This window comes from Flavobacterium sasangense DSM 21067, from assembly GCF_000686885.1.
GTDB classification, from domain to species: Bacteria; Bacteroidota; Bacteroidia; order Flavobacteriales; family Flavobacteriaceae; genus Flavobacterium; species Flavobacterium sasangense.
The window spans coordinates 1-21,070 of the sequence record NZ_JMLU01000006.1; the positions used below are offsets into that span (position 1 = coordinate 1).

Annotated in this window: 19 protein-coding genes; 9 read left to right on the top strand and 10 right to left on the bottom strand. The window is 33.5% G+C overall.

Going from position 1 to position 21,070, the window contains the following annotated elements; all coding sequences use genetic code 11:
• Positions 1 to 368: 368 nt before the first annotated feature.
• The 9 genes from BP92_RS0106155 to BP92_RS0106195 all read right to left on the bottom strand — a co-directional run bounded on the left by BP92_RS0106155 (position 369) and on the right by BP92_RS0106195 (position 12,360).
• Positions 369 to 1,040: a copper homeostasis protein CutC gene (locus BP92_RS0106155; protein WP_026725254.1), complete on the bottom strand. Its 672-nt coding sequence runs from the start codon at positions 1,038 to 1,040 to the stop codon at positions 369 to 371.
• Positions 1,037 to 1,570, bottom strand: a complete 534-nt coding sequence (locus tag BP92_RS0106160; protein WP_026725255.1) for a hypothetical protein — start codon at positions 1,568 to 1,570, stop codon at positions 1,037 to 1,039. Before BP92_RS0106160 ends, BP92_RS0106155 begins: the two co-directional genes overlap by 4 nt.
• Before the next feature lie 3 nt (positions 1,571 to 1,573).
• Positions 1,574 to 2,572 carry an isoaspartyl peptidase/L-asparaginase gene (locus BP92_RS0106165; RefSeq protein WP_026725256.1) on the bottom strand — a complete coding sequence of 333 codons (999 nt, stop codon included), beginning with the start codon at positions 2,570 to 2,572 and terminating at the stop codon, positions 1,574 to 1,576.
• Positions 2,572 to 4,836: a glycoside hydrolase family 20 protein gene (locus BP92_RS0106170; protein WP_026725257.1), complete on the bottom strand. Its 2,265-nt coding sequence runs from the start codon at positions 4,834 to 4,836 to the stop codon at positions 2,572 to 2,574. Before BP92_RS0106170 ends, BP92_RS0106165 begins: the two co-directional genes overlap by 1 nt.
• An 81-nt stretch (positions 4,837 to 4,917) precedes the next feature.
• Entirely contained in the window at positions 4,918 to 7,500 is a 2,583-nt protein-coding gene (locus BP92_RS0106175; RefSeq protein ID WP_026725258.1) for a sodium-translocating pyrophosphatase, read from the bottom strand.
• Positions 7,501 to 7,610: 110 nt separating this feature from the next.
• Complete coding sequence (locus BP92_RS0106180) at positions 7,611 to 8,141, bottom strand: inorganic diphosphatase (protein ID WP_026725259.1); 531 nt, start codon at positions 8,139 to 8,141, stop codon at positions 7,611 to 7,613.
• A gap of 92 nt (positions 8,142 to 8,233) precedes the next feature.
• Positions 8,234 to 8,836: a DNA-3-methyladenine glycosylase family protein gene (locus BP92_RS0106185; RefSeq protein WP_026725260.1), complete on the bottom strand. Its 603-nt coding sequence runs from the start codon at positions 8,834 to 8,836 to the stop codon at positions 8,234 to 8,236.
• A 2-nt stretch (positions 8,837 to 8,838) separates the two neighbouring features.
• A complete protein-coding gene (locus BP92_RS0106190) occupies positions 8,839 to 11,322 on the bottom strand; it encodes a DUF5686 and carboxypeptidase-like regulatory domain-containing protein (protein WP_026725261.1) in 2,484 nt (827 codons plus the stop codon).
• Positions 11,323 to 11,382: 60 nt separating this feature from the next.
• The gene (locus tag BP92_RS0106195; protein ID WP_026725262.1) at positions 11,383 to 12,360 is read right to left on the bottom strand and encodes a pyruvate dehydrogenase complex E1 component subunit beta; all 978 of its coding nucleotides are present in this window, start codon (positions 12,358 to 12,360) and stop codon (positions 11,383 to 11,385) included.
• Positions 12,361 to 12,632: 272 nt separating this feature from the next.
• On the opposite strand from BP92_RS0106195, the gene BP92_RS0106200 reads away from it, so the two are divergent.
• The 9 genes from BP92_RS0106200 (at position 12,633) to porT (ending at position 20,315) form a co-directional block, all read left to right on the top strand.
• Positions 12,633 to 13,379 (top strand): electron transfer flavoprotein subunit beta/FixA family protein, encoded by a 747-nt coding sequence (locus tag BP92_RS0106200; RefSeq protein WP_026725263.1) that lies wholly within the window; start codon positions 12,633 to 12,635, stop codon positions 13,377 to 13,379.
• Positions 13,380 to 13,455: 76 nt separating this feature from the next.
• On the top strand, positions 13,456 to 14,424 hold the full coding sequence (locus BP92_RS0106205; RefSeq protein ID WP_026725264.1) for an electron transfer flavoprotein subunit alpha/FixB family protein: 969 nt from the start codon (positions 13,456 to 13,458) through the stop codon (positions 14,422 to 14,424).
• 206 nt (positions 14,425 to 14,630) lie between these two features.
• Positions 14,631 to 15,254 carry a bifunctional nuclease family protein gene (locus BP92_RS0106210; protein WP_026725265.1) on the top strand — a complete coding sequence of 208 codons (624 nt, stop codon included), beginning with the start codon at positions 14,631 to 14,633 and terminating at the stop codon, positions 15,252 to 15,254.
• Positions 15,255 to 15,266: 12 nt separating this feature from the next.
• Positions 15,267 to 16,583, top strand: coding sequence for a nucleoside permease (locus BP92_RS0106215; protein WP_026725266.1), 1,317 nt, complete (start codon positions 15,267 to 15,269; stop codon positions 16,581 to 16,583).
• A gap of 51 nt (positions 16,584 to 16,634) precedes the next feature.
• On the top strand, positions 16,635 to 17,459 hold the full coding sequence (locus tag BP92_RS0106220; protein ID WP_026725267.1) for a thymidylate synthase: 825 nt from the start codon (positions 16,635 to 16,637) through the stop codon (positions 17,457 to 17,459).
• A gap of 10 nt (positions 17,460 to 17,469) precedes the next feature.
• Positions 17,470 to 18,231, top strand: coding sequence for an energy transducer TonB (locus BP92_RS0106225; protein ID WP_026725268.1), 762 nt, complete (start codon positions 17,470 to 17,472; stop codon positions 18,229 to 18,231).
• A gap of 2 nt (positions 18,232 to 18,233) precedes the next feature.
• Complete coding sequence (locus tag BP92_RS0106230; protein WP_026725269.1) at positions 18,234 to 18,719, top strand: dihydrofolate reductase; 486 nt, start codon at positions 18,234 to 18,236, stop codon at positions 18,717 to 18,719.
• Between the two features lie 170 nt (positions 18,720 to 18,889).
• Entirely contained in the window at positions 18,890 to 19,621 is a 732-nt protein-coding gene (ubiE, locus tag BP92_RS0106235; protein WP_026725270.1) for a bifunctional demethylmenaquinone methyltransferase/2-methoxy-6-polyprenyl-1,4-benzoquinol methylase UbiE, read from the top strand.
• 1 nt (position 19,622) lies between these two features.
• Positions 19,623 to 20,315 carry a type IX secretion/gliding motility protein PorT/SprT gene (gene porT / locus BP92_RS0106240; protein ID WP_026725271.1) on the top strand — a complete coding sequence of 231 codons (693 nt, stop codon included), beginning with the start codon at positions 19,623 to 19,625 and terminating at the stop codon, positions 20,313 to 20,315.
• A 4-nt stretch (positions 20,316 to 20,319) separates the two neighbouring features.
• Here the strand turns inward: porT and BP92_RS0106245 are convergent, their stop codons facing one another.
• Entirely contained in the window at positions 20,320 to 21,045 is a 726-nt protein-coding gene (locus BP92_RS0106245) for a TrmH family RNA methyltransferase (RefSeq protein WP_026725272.1), read from the bottom strand.
• Positions 21,046 to 21,070 lie beyond the last annotated feature (25 nt).

Genomic DNA, 21,070 nt, shown 5'->3' on the forward strand with positions numbered 1-21,070 from the left:
CTACTAATTCTTTTTGTGCAACGTCAATTCCCGCTACTTGCTTTACTACTTTTCTCATCATTACTTTTGTTTAAAATTTAATCATAAAGTGATGAATCTTCCTCCGTCTTTTCTCCTGATTGGATATTCTGGATATTAAGATTCTCTTAATTCCTTACATTCTGTTCAGACTCTAAAAGATAAAAAGAAATGAGGTAATTTCTTATATTCAATGTGCTTCATAGAGCTATTTGTCATTTAACTTACTCTCATCTCTTTTCACTTTATTAATGCAAATTTAAAAATCATAACAACTTATAAATTAACTTTGCAAACATAGGAGTCATATAAGTTTTTAGAGTGAAAGCTTAAAAATTAAAGAAGTTCATTTAAGATTGTAGCTTTTTCTTTAGTTGGATGATTTCTTCTGGATTTGCAGTTTCACTTCCATCCGTAATGGCGGATGAGTGATACCAATTCGCATTTACCATCTCATTTAATTCCGAAATATTAGTCGAACGCAATCCACCACCAGGCATGATTTTGATTCGATTATTGGCTTGAATTACTAATTGTCTTAAAACTTCTTTTCCTTCCATCACATTTGGAAAAGTTCCAGAAGTCAGAATAGTTGAAAATCCGCACGAGATGACATCTTCCAATGCTTTTTCGTAATTCGAAACGGCATCAAAAGCTCTGTGAAACGTACATGGAAATGGTTTTGCTAAATCAACCAAAGCTTTGTTTTGTTCGATATTAATTGTTTTATCATCCTTCAAAACTCCAAAAACAAAGCCGTTGACTCCTAATTTTTTAATGATTTCGATTTCCGATTTCATTTGTTCAAATTCTGCTTCTGAGAAAACGAAATTTCCTCCTCTTGGGCGAATCATCACATATAAATCAATACTTAGATTTTTGCGAGCTTGTTGAATCGTTTCGATAATTGGAGTTGTACCGCCAACCGACATATCTGCGCATAATTCTACTCTATCGGCTGCTGCTTTTTGAGCTATTAGAGCAGAATCCAGATTAAAACAAGCGATTTCTAGTTTCTTCATTGTTGAATTTTTACTCTGATTTTCTTAAAATTACCATTTTCATCTTCATTCCATTGATCATCACCAATTAAATAATATTGATTTTTATCTTTTACAATTCTATTTTCAAAATCCTTATCATTTGAAACAAAACCCTTTGTCTTTTGAATTTCTTGCCATTTATCATTTTGAAAAGACCAAACAGAAATAGAATTCCACCAACCTTCATGAGTTCTTGAAAAAATGATAATTTCATTCGCTCCATCAAAATTCAAATCTTCTATTTTTTTAATAGATACGCCATAACTTTGTCCAAAATCTATTTCAGGAATATTATTTGTGAAACGAATTATCATATCACCATATTCGTTTTGTTGATTAAAATTCACGAATGCGGTATCTTGAACTTTATCCTTGTTAACATCACCCACAAAGAAACTCTGTTTTTCTTCTGAAGTCTCTTCTAACTTATTAGTTTCAGTAATACTCTCTTTGGTTTTAGTTTCACAACTAAAAAAAATCAAGCCAAATATTAAAAAGAATAACTTCATAAACTATTTCAAAAAGTAATTCGCATCGATTAATTTATTTCCTGTTGCGTCGTGAACGGCATAATTGAAGCCGCCTTGCACACAATACGAACCATATTCTCCTTTTTTATTCAAGGCAATGAACCCAACTTGGATATCTTTTAAATTTTTTCCTCGATTTTGTGTCAATTTTACAATTCGCATCACGGCTTCTTCGCACGCTTTTTGTGGTGATTTTCCCTGACGCATTAATTCCACTACCAAATGACAGCCTGTAATTCGGATTACTTCTTCTCCATGACCTGTTGCGGTTGCCGCACCAATTTCGTTATCCACATATAAGCCAGCTCCAATAATTGGTGAATCGCCAACTCTTCCGTGCATTTTGAAAGCCATTCCGCTAGTAGTACAAGCTCCTGATAAATTTCCTTGTGCATCTAAAGCAATCATTCCGATGGTATCGTGATTTTCGATGTTGGCTTTTGGTAAATATTCACTGGTTTTTAGCCATTCCTTCCATTCTTTTTCGGAAGCTTCTAACAATAAATTTTCTTTTAGAAATCCTTGCGAGATGGCAAACTGCAAAGCGCCATCACCAACCAACATAACATGAGGCGTTTTTTCCATCACCATTCTTGCAACAGAAATCGGATGTTTAATATGCTCCAAACAAGCTACCGAACCAATATTCGAAAATTCGTCCATGATACAAGCGTCTAATGTTACGCGACCATCTCTATCTGGGCGACCGCCGTAACCTACACTTCTTTCATTTGGATCACCTTCTGGAATTTTTACTCCGGCTTCAACCGCATCTAAAGCGCGACCTTTGTTTTTTAACACTTCCCAAGCGGCTTCGTTTGCTTGTAAACCGAAATTCCAAGTAGAAAGTACGATAGGTTTATTTACTTTTCCTGAATTGATATCGATTTCAGTTTCCTCAGATTTCCCATTGAAAGCCTGAAACGCTACGCCAGCAGTTGCTAATGCGGTTGTCTTTAAAAAATTTCTTCTGTTTGTCATTATTCTACACTTATTTCGTCTACAAATAACCAACTGTTGGAACCTGCACCTGGATTTCCATCTGAAATGATTCCGTTGTTTTCTGCAATGACTTTTATAAATTGAACATTTTGCTTGTCGAATTCTACCACAATTTTCCCTTTCTTTTCTTTAATTTCATTAGAAGGTACAATTGTAATTGGAATATAATTTTCTCCATCTTTTGAAACTAAAATTCCGATGCTTTTTGGATAGTAAATCCAACTTCCTTCAGATGAAAGGGTGTTGATACTTATTTTTGAAATCATTTCTGTTTTTCCTAAATCGATAGTGGCATTCATATCTTTTCCCCAGAAACCTAACCAATCTCTTCCGAATTTAGAAGTGTTTCCTTTCATTCCATCTACCAAAGTAAAACTTCCACCGATTCCATAATTTTCATGTGGTTGGTGCACTAATTCAATCTTTTTACCCGTTGATTTAGTGATGAAAAATGGTTGTTCGATAGTGGCACTTTTTGCTTTTCCGTTTTCGAAATAAGCAGCTTTTATGGATTGGTTTTTAGCAACTAGTATTGGTTTTTCATAAGAAATCGAATTCGCATTTGGTTCTGAACCATCGGTTGTGTATTTGATTCCGTTTGGATTTGCTGATTTTAATTCGAATGCTACTCCGTTTTTGGCAGGTTGTACTTTGGAAGTTACTTCAAAAATGGCTTTGCTGTAGTTGATTCCTTTTTTCTCATAGATTTCGAAATGTGAAATCAATCTTTTTTCGAATTCTTTGTATTCTTTCGGATTAGATGTTCCCCAAACCACTTCGGAAAGCGCTGCTATTCTTGGGAAAATCATATATTCGGCATGTTCAGGCGTATTGATATATTCCGTCCAAAGATTGGCTTGAGCGCCTAAAATATACTTCGATTCTTCTGCTGAAAGTTCTTTTGGAATTGGATTGAAAGAATACACTTTTTCCACATTGGTATAACCGCCAAAAGCAATCGGTTCATTTTTAGGTTCGCCTTGGTAATGGTCGAAATAACAATGTGAACCTGGTGACATGACTACGAAATGTTTTTGTTTAGCAGCTGCAATTCCGCCTTCGGTGCCACGCCAACTCATTACTGCTGCGTTTGGCGCTAATCCACCTTCTAAAATTTCGTCCCAACCGATGATTTTTCGCCCTTTACTGTTGACAAATTTTTCGATTCTTTGGATGAAATAGCTTTGTAATTCGTGTTCGTCTTTTAATTTTTCATCTTTGATTCTCTTTTGACAATGCGGACAACTTTTCCAACGCACTTTTGGAGATTCATCGCCACCGATGTGAATATATTCAGAAGGAAATAATGCCATAACTTCTGTCAAAATATTTTCTAAAAAAGTAAAGGTTTCGTCTTTTGGACAAAAAACATCTTCTAAAACGCCCCAAGTTTTTCCCACTTCAAATGGTCCATCGGTACAAGAAAATTCAGGGTACGATGCTAAAGCTGCTAAAGCATGACCAGGCATTTCAATTTCAGGAATAATGGTGATGTGGCGTTCTTTTGCGTAAGCTACGATTTCTTTGATTTCTTCTTGCGTGTAAAATCCGCCATAGCGAATGTTATCAAACGTTTGGTCGGTGTAATGTCCAATCATAGAGCCATTTCGCCAAGCTCCGACTTCCGTTAATTTGGGATATTTTTTAATTTCGATGCGCCAACCTTGATCATCGGTTAAATGCCAATGAAAGGTATTCATTTTGTACATCGCTAAATAATCAATGTATTTTTTGATGAATTCCTTTGGAAAAAAATGACGACAAATGTCGAGATGCATGCCGCGCCAATTGTATTTTGCATAATCTTGAAGTTGTAGGCAAGGAATTTTAATAATTTGATTTTTTTCTAAAGGTATTATTTGTAAAAGACTTTGGATAGCATAAAAAATTCCTTCTGAACTATTTGCGTTTATTTTGATTTGATTTTCATCTATTTTAATTTCATATTGACTTTTAATTCTTGTAGAGATTGTATCAATGTATCTTAAATTTAAAATAATCTTAGATACTGCTTGTGACTTATTTTTGGACTGTATTTTTAGTCCGGTTTGATTTAGAATAGAATTTTGTAAATATTCAATATCAAAACTATCAATTACATTCGATTCAATTTCTGTATTTTTTGATAGTTTGAAATAATTATTTTTAATTTTTAAAAATTCAGGTTTTGGAATAATTGAAATGGATTCTTGTCCAAAAGTCCAACCAAATATGAGAAGAAGAAAATAAAATAATTTTTTCATTTGAGTTGTGTTTGTTTGGCTAAAATTAAATAAAAAAACCGCACATTGCTGTACGGTTTTCATTATTTGTGTTGAAAAAGATTATTTTCCTAGTTCAGCAATTTTTGCTTCTACTTCTAAATCGTCTCCTTCGAAAACTTTTTCTTCAGTAGTTTCTTTACCATCTACTTTTTTTGTAATGGTAACCGTTGCTTTTACTTTTCCGTTAGCTTCTTTTTCTTTCTTAACTTTAATATCAACAATTTCTTGATGTTTGTCATGGTTACAACTTGCACTATGAACATGTCCTTCATCTCCAATGAATTTTCCATTTTCATCATACATAGCCATACATTTTTCTTTACATTCTTTAGAACATCCATTTGCTTCACACATTTTTGCGCACTCGTCTTTTGTCATATCTGCACATTTAGACATATCGCATTTTCCTTTATCGCAACACATCATTTCTGTTTTAGCACAACAAGCACCTTTTTCAGTTGTAGCACCGTGACCTCCTAAGATTGGAGCGATTACTAAACCAATTAAACATGTTAATTTGATTAAGATATTCATTGATGGTCCAGAAGTATCTTTAAATGGATCTCCAACTGTATCTCCAGTTACCGCTGCTTTGTGCGCATCAGAACCTTTGTATGTCATTTCTCCGTTGATTTCAACTCCAGCTTCGAAAGATTTTTTAGCGTTATCCCAAGCTCCACCAGCATTGTTTTGGAACACTGCCCAAAGCACACCTGAAACGGTAACTCCAGCCATATAACCACCTAACATTTCAGCGATTAATTGGTTGTTATCTGCGTAAACTAATTTTCCTAATAATACGATTGCAATAGGGAAACCAATCGTTAAAATTCCTGGCAACATCATTTCGCGTAAAGCGGCTTTTGTAGAAATTTCAACACATTTTCCATATTCTGGTTTACCCGTTCCTTCCATAATTCCTGGAATTTCTTTGAACTGACGACGTACTTCGTATACCATATCCATTGCAGCTTTACCAACAGAGTTCATTGCTAATGCAGAGAAAACCACAGGAATCATACCTCCAACGAATAACATTGCTAATACAGGAGCTTTGAAAATATTAATTCCATCAATTCCCGTGAAAGTAACATAAGCAGCAAATAAAGCTAATGAAGTTAATGCAGCAGAAGCGATTGCGAAACCTTTACCTGTTGCAGCCGTCGTGTTACCCACTGAGTCTAAAATATCTGTACGAGTACGAACTTCTTTTGGTAATTCACTCATTTCAGCGATTCCACCTGCGTTATCAGAGATTGGCCCAAACGCGTCGATTGCTAATTGCATTGCAGTTGTAGCCATCATTGCAGAAGCGGCTAAAGCAACACCGTAAAATCCTGCTAAAGCATAAGTTGACCAAATAGCTGCTCCAAATAATAATACCGTTGGGAAAGTTGAAATCATACCCGTTGCTAAACCAGCGATTACGTTAGTTCCTGCTCCAGTAGAAGATTTTTGTACAATTGCCAATACTGGCTTTGTACCTAATCCTGTATAATATTCTGTAACTGATGAAATAGCTCCACCAACAAATAAACCGATTAAAGTAGCGTAGAAAACACGCATTGCTGAAATTTCTTGTGCTCCTTCACCGAAGAATTCCATTGTCATTACTTCAGGAAGCATGAATTTTACTAAGAAGAAACAAGAAACCGCAGTTAAAACGATTGAAACCCAGTTTCCTATATTTAGTGCTTTTTGCACTTGAGCTTCTTTAGCATCGTCACTTGAAATTTTCACTAACATGGTTCCAATGATAGAGAATAAAATTCCGAAACCTGCGATTGCCATTGGTAATAAAATTGGTCCAATTCCGCCAAAAGCGTCATCGATTTTACCACCCATATCTTTAATTACATAATTTCCTAAAACCATTGCCGCTAAAACAGTTGCTACATATGAACCGAATAAATCGGCACCCATACCCGCTACGTCTCCAACGTTATCACCTACGTTATCAGCAATTGTAGCAGGATTACGTGGATCATCTTCTGGAATACCAGCTTCTACTTTTCCTACTAAGTCTGCACCTACATCGGCAGCTTTGGTGTAAATTCCACCTCCTACACGTGCGAATAATGCGATTGATTCAGCACCTAATGAAAATCCAGCTAATGTTTCTAAAACAACTGTCATTCCGTCTGTATCTGTCCAAACGCCATCCATGAACATATGGAAAAACAATATAAAGAAACCTGTTAATCCTAAAACAGCTAAACCAGCTACCCCTAATCCCATTACCGTTCCACCACCAAAAGACACTTTTAATGCTTGTGGTAAACTTGTACGAGCGGCTTGCGTTGTTCTAACGTTTGTTTTTGTGGCGATTTTCATCCCCATATTTCCAGCTAAAGCAGAAAAAATAGCTCCAAAAATGAAAGCTACAACTATTAATAAATGCGTTTTAACTCCAGGTATAAAAGTAATTCCAGCCAAAACAACACTTGCAATAAGAACAAATATCGCCAATAATCGATATTCTGCTTTTAAAAATGCTAAGGCTCCTTCGTAGATGTAATCTGAAATTTCTTTCATTTTACCATCTCCGGCATCTTGTTTAAGAACCCAAGCGCGTTTGGCTGCCATAAATGCCAATCCTAATAGTGCCATGACTATAGGAACATAGATCATCATTGATTCCATAAAATATAATTTAGATTTTGTTAGTTTATTTTATGGTAATATTAAGAAAATAAAACAAAAAAGGCAATATTTTTATCAAAATACTGCCTTTCTATTTAAAATTTAATTGATTATTTAATACTAAACAATCCTTCAGGTTTATTTTCAAGTTCGTTGAAACGGTTTGTACATTTCACAAGAATCTCTTTTGCTTCATTTACATCTCCCCATCCTTCAACATCAACTTTTTTGTTTTCTAAGTCTTTGTACACTTGGAAGAAGTGTTCGATTTCTTTAATTAAGTGAGGATTTACATCACTCAAATCGTTTAATTTGTTCCAAATTGGGTCAGAAACGGGCACACAAATTACTTTTTCATCTGGACCTTTATCATCTGCCATGTGGAAAACACCGATTGGTTTTACTTCCATCACACAACCTGGGAATGTCGGCTCGTTTACTAAAACTAAAACATCTAATGGGTCTCCATCTAATGCTAACGTTTCTGGAATAAATCCGTAATCTGCTGGATACATCATTGACGAAAATAACATTCTGTCAAAACGCATTCTTTTTAATTCAAAATCGTACTCGTATTTGTTTCTACTTCCTCTAGGAATCTCAATCAATACATCAAATGTAGTAATTTTATCTGCTGTCATTTTTCTTATATTTTAAAGCGGGTGCAAAGTTACCACTATAAAACATTAGAAACAAAAGAGTTTTGCAAAAAAAGTATAGATTTTACAAAGATTTAATATGTGATTTTTCTACCTCTTTTTTCAAGATAATAATGCCACAAAAAATAGGTTGCTACCGAACGATAAGGTTTCCATTTTTGAGCATAACTTTCCATTTCTTCTTTCGTATGAATATCTAAAAGCTCTTTCATGGTATTTACAACAGCAATATCACCAAGTGGAATAATATCAAGCGAATTCAGGCAAAACATCAGGTAAATATCAATTGTCCAATTACCGATACCTTTGATTTTAATGAGTTCTTTACGAACCACATCAGCATCTTTGAAAGCCAAACTTTCCAAATCCAATTCTTTTGACAAAACGGCTTCAGCAAGCGCTTTTATGTATTTTGTTTTTTGACGACTTACGCCACAAACACGAAAATCTTCATCTGAAAAAACAACAACTTTTTCAGGTATAAAATTAGGAATAGCTGTTTTTAATTTATTAAAAGTAGCTTTCGCGGAATCAACGGAAACTTGTTGTTCTAAAATCAATAAAAGTAAGGTTTGAAAACCTTGAGGTCTTTTTGGTTGAATTGGAAAACCGAATTGTTGGCTTATTTTTTCAAAAATAGCATCTTGCTTAAGTAAATATGCTATGGCATTTTCCATTTTTAGAAATAGAATCCGAAAGAAGCTTTTACGGTAAATTTATTAGCATCTGGAATGTCTAAGTAACTTCCGCGCCAAGCAAAATCGATTCGTAATACTTTGAAAATATTGCCAATTCCCGCATGGTACTCCCAATAAATATCTTCTGGAGCACGATACACTAAACCTGAAGCGTTTATAAATCTATTTTCATCGGAAACCGTTCCGTAAACTCCTTTAATACCTACAATCTCTCTCCAATTTAATTTTCTTAACAACGGAACTCTTGAAAATAATCTTCCATTAAAATGATGTTCAAAATGAAGCGAAGCATATTGATCTGCCACAAAATCATAGTAATCAAGTAAGTTATACGTATTATCGATAATAAAATACGATTGATTTCCTGGAATAACTCCCATTAAACCTAAAGGAACTTGACCAAATGTTTTACCCAATTCTAAAGTAGTAAACAATCTTCCAAAACCACCAACTAGAACTGGTTGACGATAGTAAAATTGTAATTTTTGATAATCAAAATCGCTATTTAAAACCCCTTTTAACCCTTGACTATAGCTTAAGAAAATTCTAGCATAATTATTATCTACTTCTAAACGCTCTACACCATAACCAACGGTTCTTCTACCTGGAGTGTATTCTGCAACCAAATTAATTTCTGATTGTTTGATTTCGCTCTTAGTAGTTGTTTGAGTTGCATCGGTATAATAATCCAAACTAAATTGATTAGAGGCTGATTTTAAAGTTCGATACGATAAATTGGTTTGAAAAGTTAAATTCTTTACAGGTTCAATTTCAAAACCCAATGTAGTCAAGTTAACCGATGTTAATTTATTGTTAGTTCCGCTTGAAAAGAAAGACGAAGATGCAAAACTTCTTCCCAAAACATCATTAGAAGTAGTTAAACTTACCCCTATTTGTTCAACATCTCTACGATTTCCAGCTGAAAGAATAATTCGATTTTTCTTGTCTACCATCCACTTTCCAGAAATACCGTATTTGAATTTATTATCTTTAAATCCGTATGCGGTGTAGCCTTGAATTCTCCAAGTGTCGTTTGAACCAAAATACGTTCTTCCGCCAGCTCGTAAGCGTTGTCCTTCAACATCGTTATATCCAAAAGTTGAGAATATTGGACCGTAATCCATTTTTAATTTTGGAATTTCAATATAGCCACTTCCAAGAATTGATGCCAAATTATAAATTCTTTTAAAACGTGGCACTTCTTTTAGCGTATCAAGCATTTTATAGATGCCGGCTTCGTTTTTATTTAAAGCTTCAAATCTATTTTCTTCCCAATACTCATCGGGCTTGTTAAATACAGAGTTGTCGTAGAAATTAACTTCTTCTTTATAAAATTTATCTTCTTTTTTAATATCGAATTTATGATTTCTAGCCAATGTAGTTCTTTTTCCGTAAACTCCTTTTGATTCTTCTTTCTTCGAAAAACTAAAATCAGACATCATATAATCTCGTTTCAACAAGAAAACAGAATCGTTCATTACTTCATACTCTTGTTCAATATAAATTTCTTTTACCCAGTTGATATTAGCGCTTTTACTAGCTTCTAAATTGATTTTTTTGATAGCGAAAGTGGTGTCGTTTACCCAAAAATCACCTTTAAACGTCAATTCATTTTTACGTCTTGGATAGTATACAATATTATAACACCATTTATTATCAATGAACATACTATCATTTAAAACGTAGTTATACACATTTATTCCCGTTCTTGATAATGGACTCACGAAATCTTTATCGAAGAATTTTAAGTAATTATCATAGATATCAAAATCGGCATATAAATCTTTGATGAATGTATTTACACCATCACCTGAACCAAATCCAGAATTTTTGTTGGCTTTTGTAATCTCTTTATATTTTTTTTCTTTATTATCACCGTAAACCTCACTTAAGGTTTCATTGATGAAAATTGGCAAATAGGTTTTTCCTGAAATACTTGAAGTGTCAATTTGATCGAAAACGAACTCCATTCCTTTAAACACTTTACTATTCATGAAAGCGGAATCGATGGTATTTAAGTCAAACTCCACTTTTTCGTATTTATCATATTGGTATTGCTTAAACATTTTAAGACCGTTTTTACGTCGACGTTCCCAAATTTTTCGCAATATATCAATCGCTGGATTGTTCTTTTTAGAAGTTTTTCCTGTATAAATGACCACTTCTTTAAGTTCCGTTCCCGACTTTAATTGTATTTTTAATCCCGTATTTAAACCTGGTTTTAAAGAAATTTCCTTTTTTTCAAATCCTACATACGAAACCACTAAAGTGGAATAATTTTCTTTAGATTCGAAATAAAAATTCCCATTTTCATCTGTAATTACTCCTTCTTTTGAGTTTTTAAAAATAACATTTGCAAAAGCTACAGGATCGCCAAACTCGTCTGTTACTTTTCCACCAACCTTGGTTTGCCCAATAACTATTGAGCTCAGAAATAAAAAGAATAATACAATTTTTGTCTTCATAGGAAAAAAAAACTTCATCAGAAAGTTACTGATGAAGTTTCAAATATAATAAGTTAATTGTTATTTATACATAACTTTTTTTACTGCCTTAATTACATCTTGCGAATTTGGCAACCATTCTTTTAATAAAGTTGGCGAATAAGGCGCAGGAGCATCTGCTGTTGTAATTCTCTGAACCGGAGCATCTAAGTAATCAAATGCTCTTTCTTGCACCATATAAGTGATTTCAGAAGCAACGGAAGCAAATGGCCAAGCTTCTTCTAAAACTACCAATCTATTTGTTTTCTTAACCGAATTAATAATCGCATCATAATCCATAGGACGAACCGTTCTTAAATCGATGATTTCACAAGAAATGCCTTCTTTAGCTAATTCGTCAGCTGCTAAATGCGCTTCTTTAATAATTTTTCCAAAAGAAACAATCGTTACATCAGTTCCTTCTCTTTTGATATCAGCAACTCCTAATGGAATAGTGTATTCTCCTTCTGGCACTTCCCCTTTATCTCCATACATTTGCTCTGATTCCATGAAAATAACTGGATCGTTATCACGAATAGCTGATTTCAATAAACCTTTGGCATCATAAACAGTTGATGGAACTACAACTTTTAAACCTGGAGTGTTAGCAAACCAGTTTTCAAAAGCTTGCGAGTGCGTAGCACCTAATTGACCTGCAGAAGCTGTCGGACCTCTAAATACCATTGGCATTGGAAATTGTCCAGCAGACATTTGGCGCATTTTTGCTGCGTTATTGATAATTTGGTCAATTCCTACTAATGAGAAGTTGAACGTCATGAATTCTACAATAGGGCGATTCCCGTTCATAGCCGAACCTACAGCGATTCCTGCAAATCCTAACTCTGCAATTGGTGTATCAATTACACGTTTTGGTCCAAATTCATCTAGCATTCCTTTTGAAGCTTTGTAAGCTCCATTATATTCTGCTACTTCTTCACCCATTAAATATATTGATTCGTCGCGACGCATTTCTTCGCTCATAGCTTCACAAATAGCTTCTCTAAATTGTATCGTTCTCATGAAATTAATTTCTTTGAATTATGATTGGCAAAAGTAAGAAAAATAAAATTATTCCAATTCGTTATTAAAAAAAATGAATTTACTTTCTACTACAACCTTATAGTATTAAAAAAATGCATTTTAAGACGATCATAAAAACATGATTTTAAACAATTCGTAAAAAAAAGCTAATTTATCTAAGAAAAACATATTTATTATGCATGCATAGTTTTTATTTAGAAATTATTTTGTATTTTTGGGACTGAAAATATTCACTAACAAAATACATAAAAATGAAAATATTAGTTTGCATCAGTCACGTACCTGATACTACTTCAAAGATTAATTTTGTCAATGGTGACAGCGAATTTGACACGAATGGTGTTCAATTTGTAATTAATCCTAATGATGAATTTGGTTTAACAAGAGCCATTTGGTTTAAAGAGCAACAAGGAGCAAATGTTACCGTTGTAAACGTTGGTGGAGCTGACGCTGAAGCAACCCTAAGAAAAGCATTAGCTATTGGAGCAGACGAAGCAATTCGTATTAACGCCAACCCAACTGACGGAATGTTTGTTGCAAAACAATTAGCTGATGTAGTTAAAAATGGAGGTTACGATTTAGTAATCGCTGGAAAAGAATCATTAGACTACAATGGCGGAATGGTTCCTGGAATGATGGCTGCTATGTTAGGATACAATTTCGTAAACGCTTGTGTTGGTATTGATGTAAACGGAAACGAAGCAAAAGTAACTAGAGAAATTGATGGTGGAAAAGAAATCGTTTCTGCAAGTTTACCATTAATTATTGGTGGTCAAAAAGGTTTAGTAGAAGAAAAAGATTTACGTATTCCAAACATGAGAGGCATCATGATGGCAAGAACTAAAGCTTTAACTTTAGTAGAGCCAACAGGAGATGCTTCTGCAACTAAAGCCGTTAAATTTGAAAAACCAGCTGCAAAATCAGCAGTTAAATTAGTAAGTGCTGATAATTTAGATGAGTTAATCAGTTTGTTACACAACGAAGCTAAGGTTATTTAGTAATCAGTGTTCAGTTTTTAGTGTTCAGTTAACACTTAAACTTTTAAACATTTTAAACTCTTAAACTTAAAAAATCATGTCGATATTAATATATGCTGAATCAGCAGAAGGAAAAATCAAAAAAGTAGCACTTGAATTAGCTTCTTACGCAAAAAAAGTTGCTGCTTCAATGGGAACAACAGTTACAGCAGTAACTATCAACAACTCTGATAACAGTGCTTTAGCAGCTTACGGAGTAGACAAAGTATTAAACGTTTCTAACGATAAATTAAACAACTTCAGTGCTAAAGCTTACGCAGATGTAATTGCTCAAGCAGCTAAAAAAGAAGGAACTCAAATCGTTTTAGTTTCTTCATCAACAGATAGTTTATATTTAGCACCACTTGTAGCGGTAGCTCTAGAAGCTGGTTATGCATCAAATGTAGTGGCTTTACCAGAAAGCACTTCGCCTTTCCAAGTAAAAAGAACTGCTTTCTCAAACAAAGCTTTCAATATTACTGAGATTTCAACCCCAGTAAAAGTTTTAGGAATTGCTAAAAACTCTTTCGGATTAGTAGAAAATGCTGCTGCTATGACTGAAGAAAGTTTTGCTCCTTCATTAAACGATGCGGATTTCGGAATCAAAGTTGAAAACGTAGAAAAAGTAACTGGAAAAGTAACTATCGCTGATGCTGAAATCGTAGTTTCTGCAGGTCGTGGAATGAAAGGTCCAGAAAACTGGGGAATGATTGAAGAATTAGCTTCTGTTTTAGGTGCTGCAACTGCATGTTCTAAACCAGTTTCTGATATTGGATGGAGACCTCACAGCGAGCACGTAGGACAAACTGGAAAACCAGTAGCTTCTAATTTATACATTGCTGTTGGGATTTCTGGAGCAATTCAACATATTGCAGGTATTAACTCATCAAAAGTAAAAGTAGTAATCAACACAGATCCAGAAGCACCTTTCTTTAAAGTTGCTGATTACGGAGTTGTAGGTGATGCTTTCACTGTAGTGCCTCAATTAATTGAAAAATTAAAAGCATTTAAAGCAAGCAACTCGTAATAAAATAGTTGTTTAAAAAATATATTAAATTAAAATTAGAGTTATCTTTGTTTAGATAGCTCTTTTTTTTATTTTTGGGGCGACCCGAGTGGTAACGAATTGACGAAGTAATGGCTAACCGTTTTTCTGTTAGCCATTTTCTGACTTTGTGATTGTATTTAAAATCCGAATCAGAGTATCAAAAAAATGATAATTAACAATTTCAAATGAGTTTAGTAAAATTAACTATAAAAGGTATTTCCTATAGCCAAACGCAAAACGGAGCTTATGCCTTAATCTTAAATGAAGTGGATGGTGAGAGAAAACTTCCAATTGTTATTGGTGCTTTTGAAGCCCAATCGATTGCTATTGCTTTAGAAAAAGAAATTAAACCGCCTCGCCCACTTACACACGATTTATTTAAAAACTTTGCCGACCGATTTGACATCGTAGTAAAGCAAGTGATTATTCATAAATTAGTAGATGGTGTTTTCTATTCGAGTATTATTTGCGAAAGAGACAAAATCGAGGAAATTATTGATGCTCGTACTTCAGATGCGATTGCATTAGCTTTGCGTTTTAATGCTCCTATTTTTACTTACAAAAATATTTTAGACAAAGCTGGAATTTACCTAAGCATCAATCCTACCGAAAATACCGAAAACCAAGAAAACGACGACATCCTTTCAACTCCTGAAACTTTTGGACAAGAAGATGTAGTGGTTCCTGCGGATAGTTATTCAGGTTATTCGCTAAAAGAATTATACCAAAAATTAGACGAAGCTGTACAAAACGAGGACTACGAAAAAGCAGCAAAAATAAGAGATGAAATCTCAAAAAAAGAATCTTAAAACTATTTCAAAATGAATATAAAATTAAAATTAACGATTGTAAGTTTCTTACAATTATTTGTATGGGGCGCATGGCTAACTACACTTGCAAGTTATGGATTTGGTTTTAAACAATGGTCTGGAGCTGAGTTTGGAATAGTTTTTTCAACTTTAGGAATTGGTTCTATTATAATGCCTCCGATTTCTGGAATCATCGCGGATAAATATCTAAATCTTGAAAAATTATATGGAATTCATCATATACTTTATGGGATAATTTTACTTTTCTTACCAGCTATTGATAGTCCTTCGACTTTCTTTTGGGTATTACTTATTGGAATGATATTTTACATGCCAACCTTATCATTGTCAAATTCTCTTTCCTACGCAATTCTAAAAAAATTCAATTTTAATGTAGTAAAAGATTACCCACCTATTCGTGTTTGGGGAACTATTGGTTTCATTGTGGCCATGTGGTGTACTAATATTTTTAGTAATGTAAGTCCACCATTCTCTTTTGGAATTGGAATTGGAAAAGCAATTGCTTCAGTCACAAATATGCCAGTAGAATGTAATCAATTTTATATTGCTTCATTTTTCGCATTTGTATTAGGAATTTTCTCTTTCACCTTGCCAAAAATCGAACCAACAAAAGATGAAAGCATTAACAAAACCTTCTCGCAAATTTTTGGTTTAGACGCTTTTAAATTATTCAAACAATCTAAAATGGCGATGTTTTTTGTATTTAGTATGTTCTTAGGTGCAGCTTTGCAATTAACAAACATGTATGGCGAAACTTATATTCACGATTTCAAAAACGTTCCAGAATATGCGAATACATTTGTTGTAAAATCAGCAAATATTGTCTTATCAATTTCTCAAATTTCTGAAACTATATTTATTTTAGCTATTCCTTTTTTCTTGAGACGATATGGAATCAAAAAAGTGATGCTTTTCAGTTTAATTGCTTGGGTTTTCCGTTTCGGATTCTTCGCTTTTGGAGATCCAACAGGAAGTTTATGGATGATTATTATGTCGAATATTGTTTACGGATTAGCATTTGATTTCTTTAATATTTCAGGTTCATTATTCGTAGAAACCTCAACCGATTCTAAAATACGTTCATCTGCGCAAGGCTTATTTATGATGATGACTAATGGATTTGGTGCCATTTTAGGGAGTTTAGGAAGTGGTTTTTTAATAGACACTTATTTCACAACTCCAGCAGGAAAAGATTGGCATAACATCTGGTTAACTTTTGCAATTTATGCGTTAATTATTACTGTTGCTTTTGCAATTTTATTCAAACATAAACACGACCCAAAAGACGTAGAAGCGTTTAATCATTAAATTAAAAACCTGACAGGTTTTGGAAACCTGTCAGGTTTAAACTTACTATATATGCAACAATATCACGATTTAGTAAAACACGTATTAGCAAACGGCAACCAAAAAGGCGACCGTACCGGAACTGGAACCTTAAGTGTTTTTGGTTACCAAATGCGTTTTGATTTAAGCGAAGGTTTTCCAATGGTAACCACTAAAAAATTACACTTAAAATCGATTATTTACGAATTGTTGTGGTTTTTAAATGGTGACACCAACATCAAATATTTACAAGAAAACGGTGTGAAAATTTGGGACGAATGGGCGGATGAAAATGGCGATTTAGGTCCGGTTTACGGACACCAATGGCGCAATTGGAACAGCGAAGAAATCGACCAAATTACCGAATTAATCGAAACGCTAAAAACCAATCCAAACAGCAGAAGAATGTTAGTTTCTGCATGGAATCCTAGTGTTTTACCAGATACTTCAGTTTCGTTTGCGGAAAATGTTGCTAATGGAAAAGCGGCTTTACCTCCATGTCATGCCTTTTTTCAGTTTTATGTGGCGGATGGAAAATTAAGTTGCCAGTTGTACCAACGCAGTGCTGATATTTTCTTAGGCGTTCCGTTTAATATTGCATCTTATGCTTTGTTTACAATGATGATTGCTCAAGTTTGTGATTTACAAGTAGGCGAATTCATCCACACCTTTGGTGATGCACACATTTACAACAACCATATGGAACAATTAGAATTACAATTGTCTCGCGAGTGCCGACCTTTACCAACGATGAAACTAAACCCAGAAATTAAAAATATTTTCGATTTCAAATTTGAAGATTTCACGTTAGAAGGCTATGACCCGCATCCGCATATTAAGGGAGTTGTGGCGATTTAAAATTTAATTTATGAAAAAGTTTATATTTTTTATTTTGTTTACTTGTCTTGCAAATGCGCAAGATTATTCTAAATTATTTAATTCATTAGATAGTGTTCAAAAAAGCCAAGCAGTTGATCATTTGAGAAAAATTAAAAAATTGATTAACTATGAAATTATTAAAAGCGGAATTAAAGTAGGAGAAAAAGAATTTATTAAAGGTGTTTTTTTTATTGACAAACAAGGTAAATTTAGCGTAATAATAATTGATGATAAGTCAAAAAAATACAATGATATTATCTCAAATATTATTAATAATATCCCTCCATCTAATTGCTCAAAATACTTTAACGAATATACATCTTTTCGATTCAAATTGAACGAAATAAGTGATTTAGAGAAATATTATAACGAGTTAATGCAAGAAGAAAACAATAATCCCCAAGCTATTTCAGAATTAAACACATACCCTGCTTTTAAAAAATCTAAATTTTTAGACAACAAAGAAAAAGCATTAAAATCATTTAGTGTTTCAATGGCTGAACACATAAAAGCAAATTTCAACTATCCTGAAAAAGCAATGAATGAGAATATACAAGGTAAAACCAATGTTACATTCATCATATCAAGCGAAGGAGAAGTAAATGAAATTTATGCTTGTAACGCACACCCTTTATTACAACTTGAAGGAGTTCGAATAATAGAATTACTACCCAAAATGATTCCAGGAAGTAAGAATGGGGAAAATGTAGCTATTAGATACGCTCAACCATTAACTTTTAAAATGCGTTAAACATGCTCACCATAATCGCAGCCGCATCCGAAAACAATGCTTTAGGAAAAGACAATCAATTGGTTTGGCATTTGCCAGATGATTTTAAGCGTTTTAAAACAATCACTTCCGGACATTATATTGTGATGGGAAGAAAGACTTTTGAAAGTTTTCCAAAACCGTTACCCAATAGAACACATATTATCATTACGCGCCAAAAAGATTACGAAGTTCCAGAAGGTTGTTTCGTAGCGAGTAGTTTGCAAAAAGCAATTGATTTATGCCCGAAAAATGAAGAAGTTTTCATCATTGGCGGAGGCGAAATTTACAATCAGTCTATAGAAATCGCAGATAAAATCGATTTAACTCGCGTGCATACTACGATTGAAGCCGATACTTTTTTTCCCGAAATCGATACAAATAAATGGGAATTAGTCTTCGAAGAATTTCATTCTAAAGACGAAAAACACGATTACGATTTTACTTTTTTGACGTACATTAGAAAATAGTTTTTTAGAACGCGGATGACGCAGATTTAAGGAATTTTCACAGATTTTTTAAATTTCTTAAATCTGTGTTCTAAAAAATATTTCTTTAATTTGAATTTTGAAGTTCAAATTGAATTTTGCCCTTGTATTTGATTTTTTATCAGTACTTTTGTGTTCCAAAAAATTGCAAAATGTCAAAAAATATTACGCCATATCAAGATTCTGAATTAGGAAAAAAAGAACAAGTTGCTCAAATGTTTGATACCATTTCTGAAAATTATGATGGTTTAAACCGAGTTATTTCTTTTGGAACTGATGCCAAGTGGAAAAAGAAAATCTTAAAAATGGTAGCAGCAAAACAACCAAAATCTATTTTAGATATTGCAACTGGCACGGGTGATTTAGCGATTTTATTTGCCAATACTTCTGCTACTGAAATTATTGGTTTGGATATTTCGCAAGGTATGCTTGACATTGGAAAGAAAAAAATTGCAGCTCAAAACTTGGATTCTAGAATTCAAATGGTGTTAGGCGATGGCGAAAACATTCCATATCCTGACAATTATTTTGATGCTATTACCGTGGCGTATGGTGTTCGTAATTTTGAAAATCTAGAAAAAGGGTTAACCGATATTTTAAGAACATTAAAACCAGGCGGCCAATTGATTATTTTAGAAACTTCGGTACCTACGCAGTTTCCTTTTAAACAAGGATATTATGTTTATACCAATTTCATCATGCCAACTATTGGTAAATTATTTTCAAAAGACAAAAAAGCGTATCAATATTTGTCTACCTCAGCACAAAATTTCCCATTTGGAGAAGCCTTAAACAATATTTTGAGAAAAATTGGGTTTATAGAGGTGAAGCATTTACCTCAAACCTTTGGAGTAGCGACTATTTATCAAGCATCTAAAAAATAACATGAAGAAGTTACTGTTTTTATTACTTTTTTCACCCCTACTCTTTGCCCAAGAAGGCATGTTTAGTAAAGATCCAATAATCAATAAAGAAAATTGGAACAAACAGCGCGTTCATTGGGGCTATTATTTAGGATTTAATAGTTTAGATTTTAAATTTGATTATTTATCGGTTACTCAAGATATTGAAGTTCAATCTTCAACGGGTTTCAACGTGGGATTAATTGGCAATTTAAGATTAACGGAATTTTTAGATTTCCGTTTTGAACCGGGTTTATACATTACACAAAGAAATCTAATTTACCCTAATATTACCGACCCAGTTGATCGATTACGAGAAGTAAAATCAACCTATATTTTCTTTCCATTTTTGTTGAAATATTCTGCCTTACGTACTGGAAATGTACGTCCGTATCTTGTAGGTGGTATATCTACTGCCTTAAATTTAGGTAGTAACGCCGAAGCTCCAGATGACAATTACAACGATAGATTCCGAATGACAAAATGGTCGAATTTCTACGAAGTAGGATTTGGAATTGACTTGTATTTTGAATATTTCGTGTTTTCACCTTCTATAAGAGGTGTTTTCAGTATGAAAGATGAATTAATTCGTGATAACACCCCAGGAAGTCCTTGGACAGGAAATATTCAAGAAATGAAAACGCGTGGCTTTTTCATCAATTTTGCATTTCACTAAAAAATTATTTTCGTTTAAATTCGCTTAAAATTATTGCGGTTGCAGTAGCAACATTAAGACTTTCTGTAACTTGAAGATTTCCAAATCTTGGAATAGCAATGCGCTCTGAAACTAATTTTTCAACCGAAGTTGAAATTCCGTTGGCTTCATTGCCCATGATAATGATTCCTTCTTTAGGTAATTCTTCTTGGTAAATGTTATTTCCATCCATAAAAGTACCAAAAACCGGTAATTTAGTTTGTGATAAAAACGTTTCTAAATTTCCATACACCACATTTACTCTACTAATAGAACCCATCGTAGCTTGTACTACTTTAGGATTATAAATATCTACCGATTCTTCAGAACAAAACAACGTTTCAATTCCAAACCAATCACATAAACGAATAATTGTTCCCAAATTCCCAGGATCGCGCACATCGTCTAAGGCAACGATTAGTCCTTTTTCAACCATTTCTTTTACTTTCGGAATTTTAAAAACAGCTAAACAAGTATTTGGTGTCGTTAAGGCACTGATTTTTTTTAACTCAACTTCAGAAATGGCATGAACTTTGTTTTTTGGAACTGTAAGAAAATCTTGCTTTGTAGTAAACAAATCTTGCAATTCAAAGTTAGAATGTAACAATTCTTGAACTACCTTTACGCCTTCGGCAAAGAAAAGTTGTTCTTGTTTTCTATATTTTTTTTGTTGTAAACTCGTTATTAGTTTAATTTGGTTTTTACTAACCATAAAAATTGTATTTTTGACTAACTTT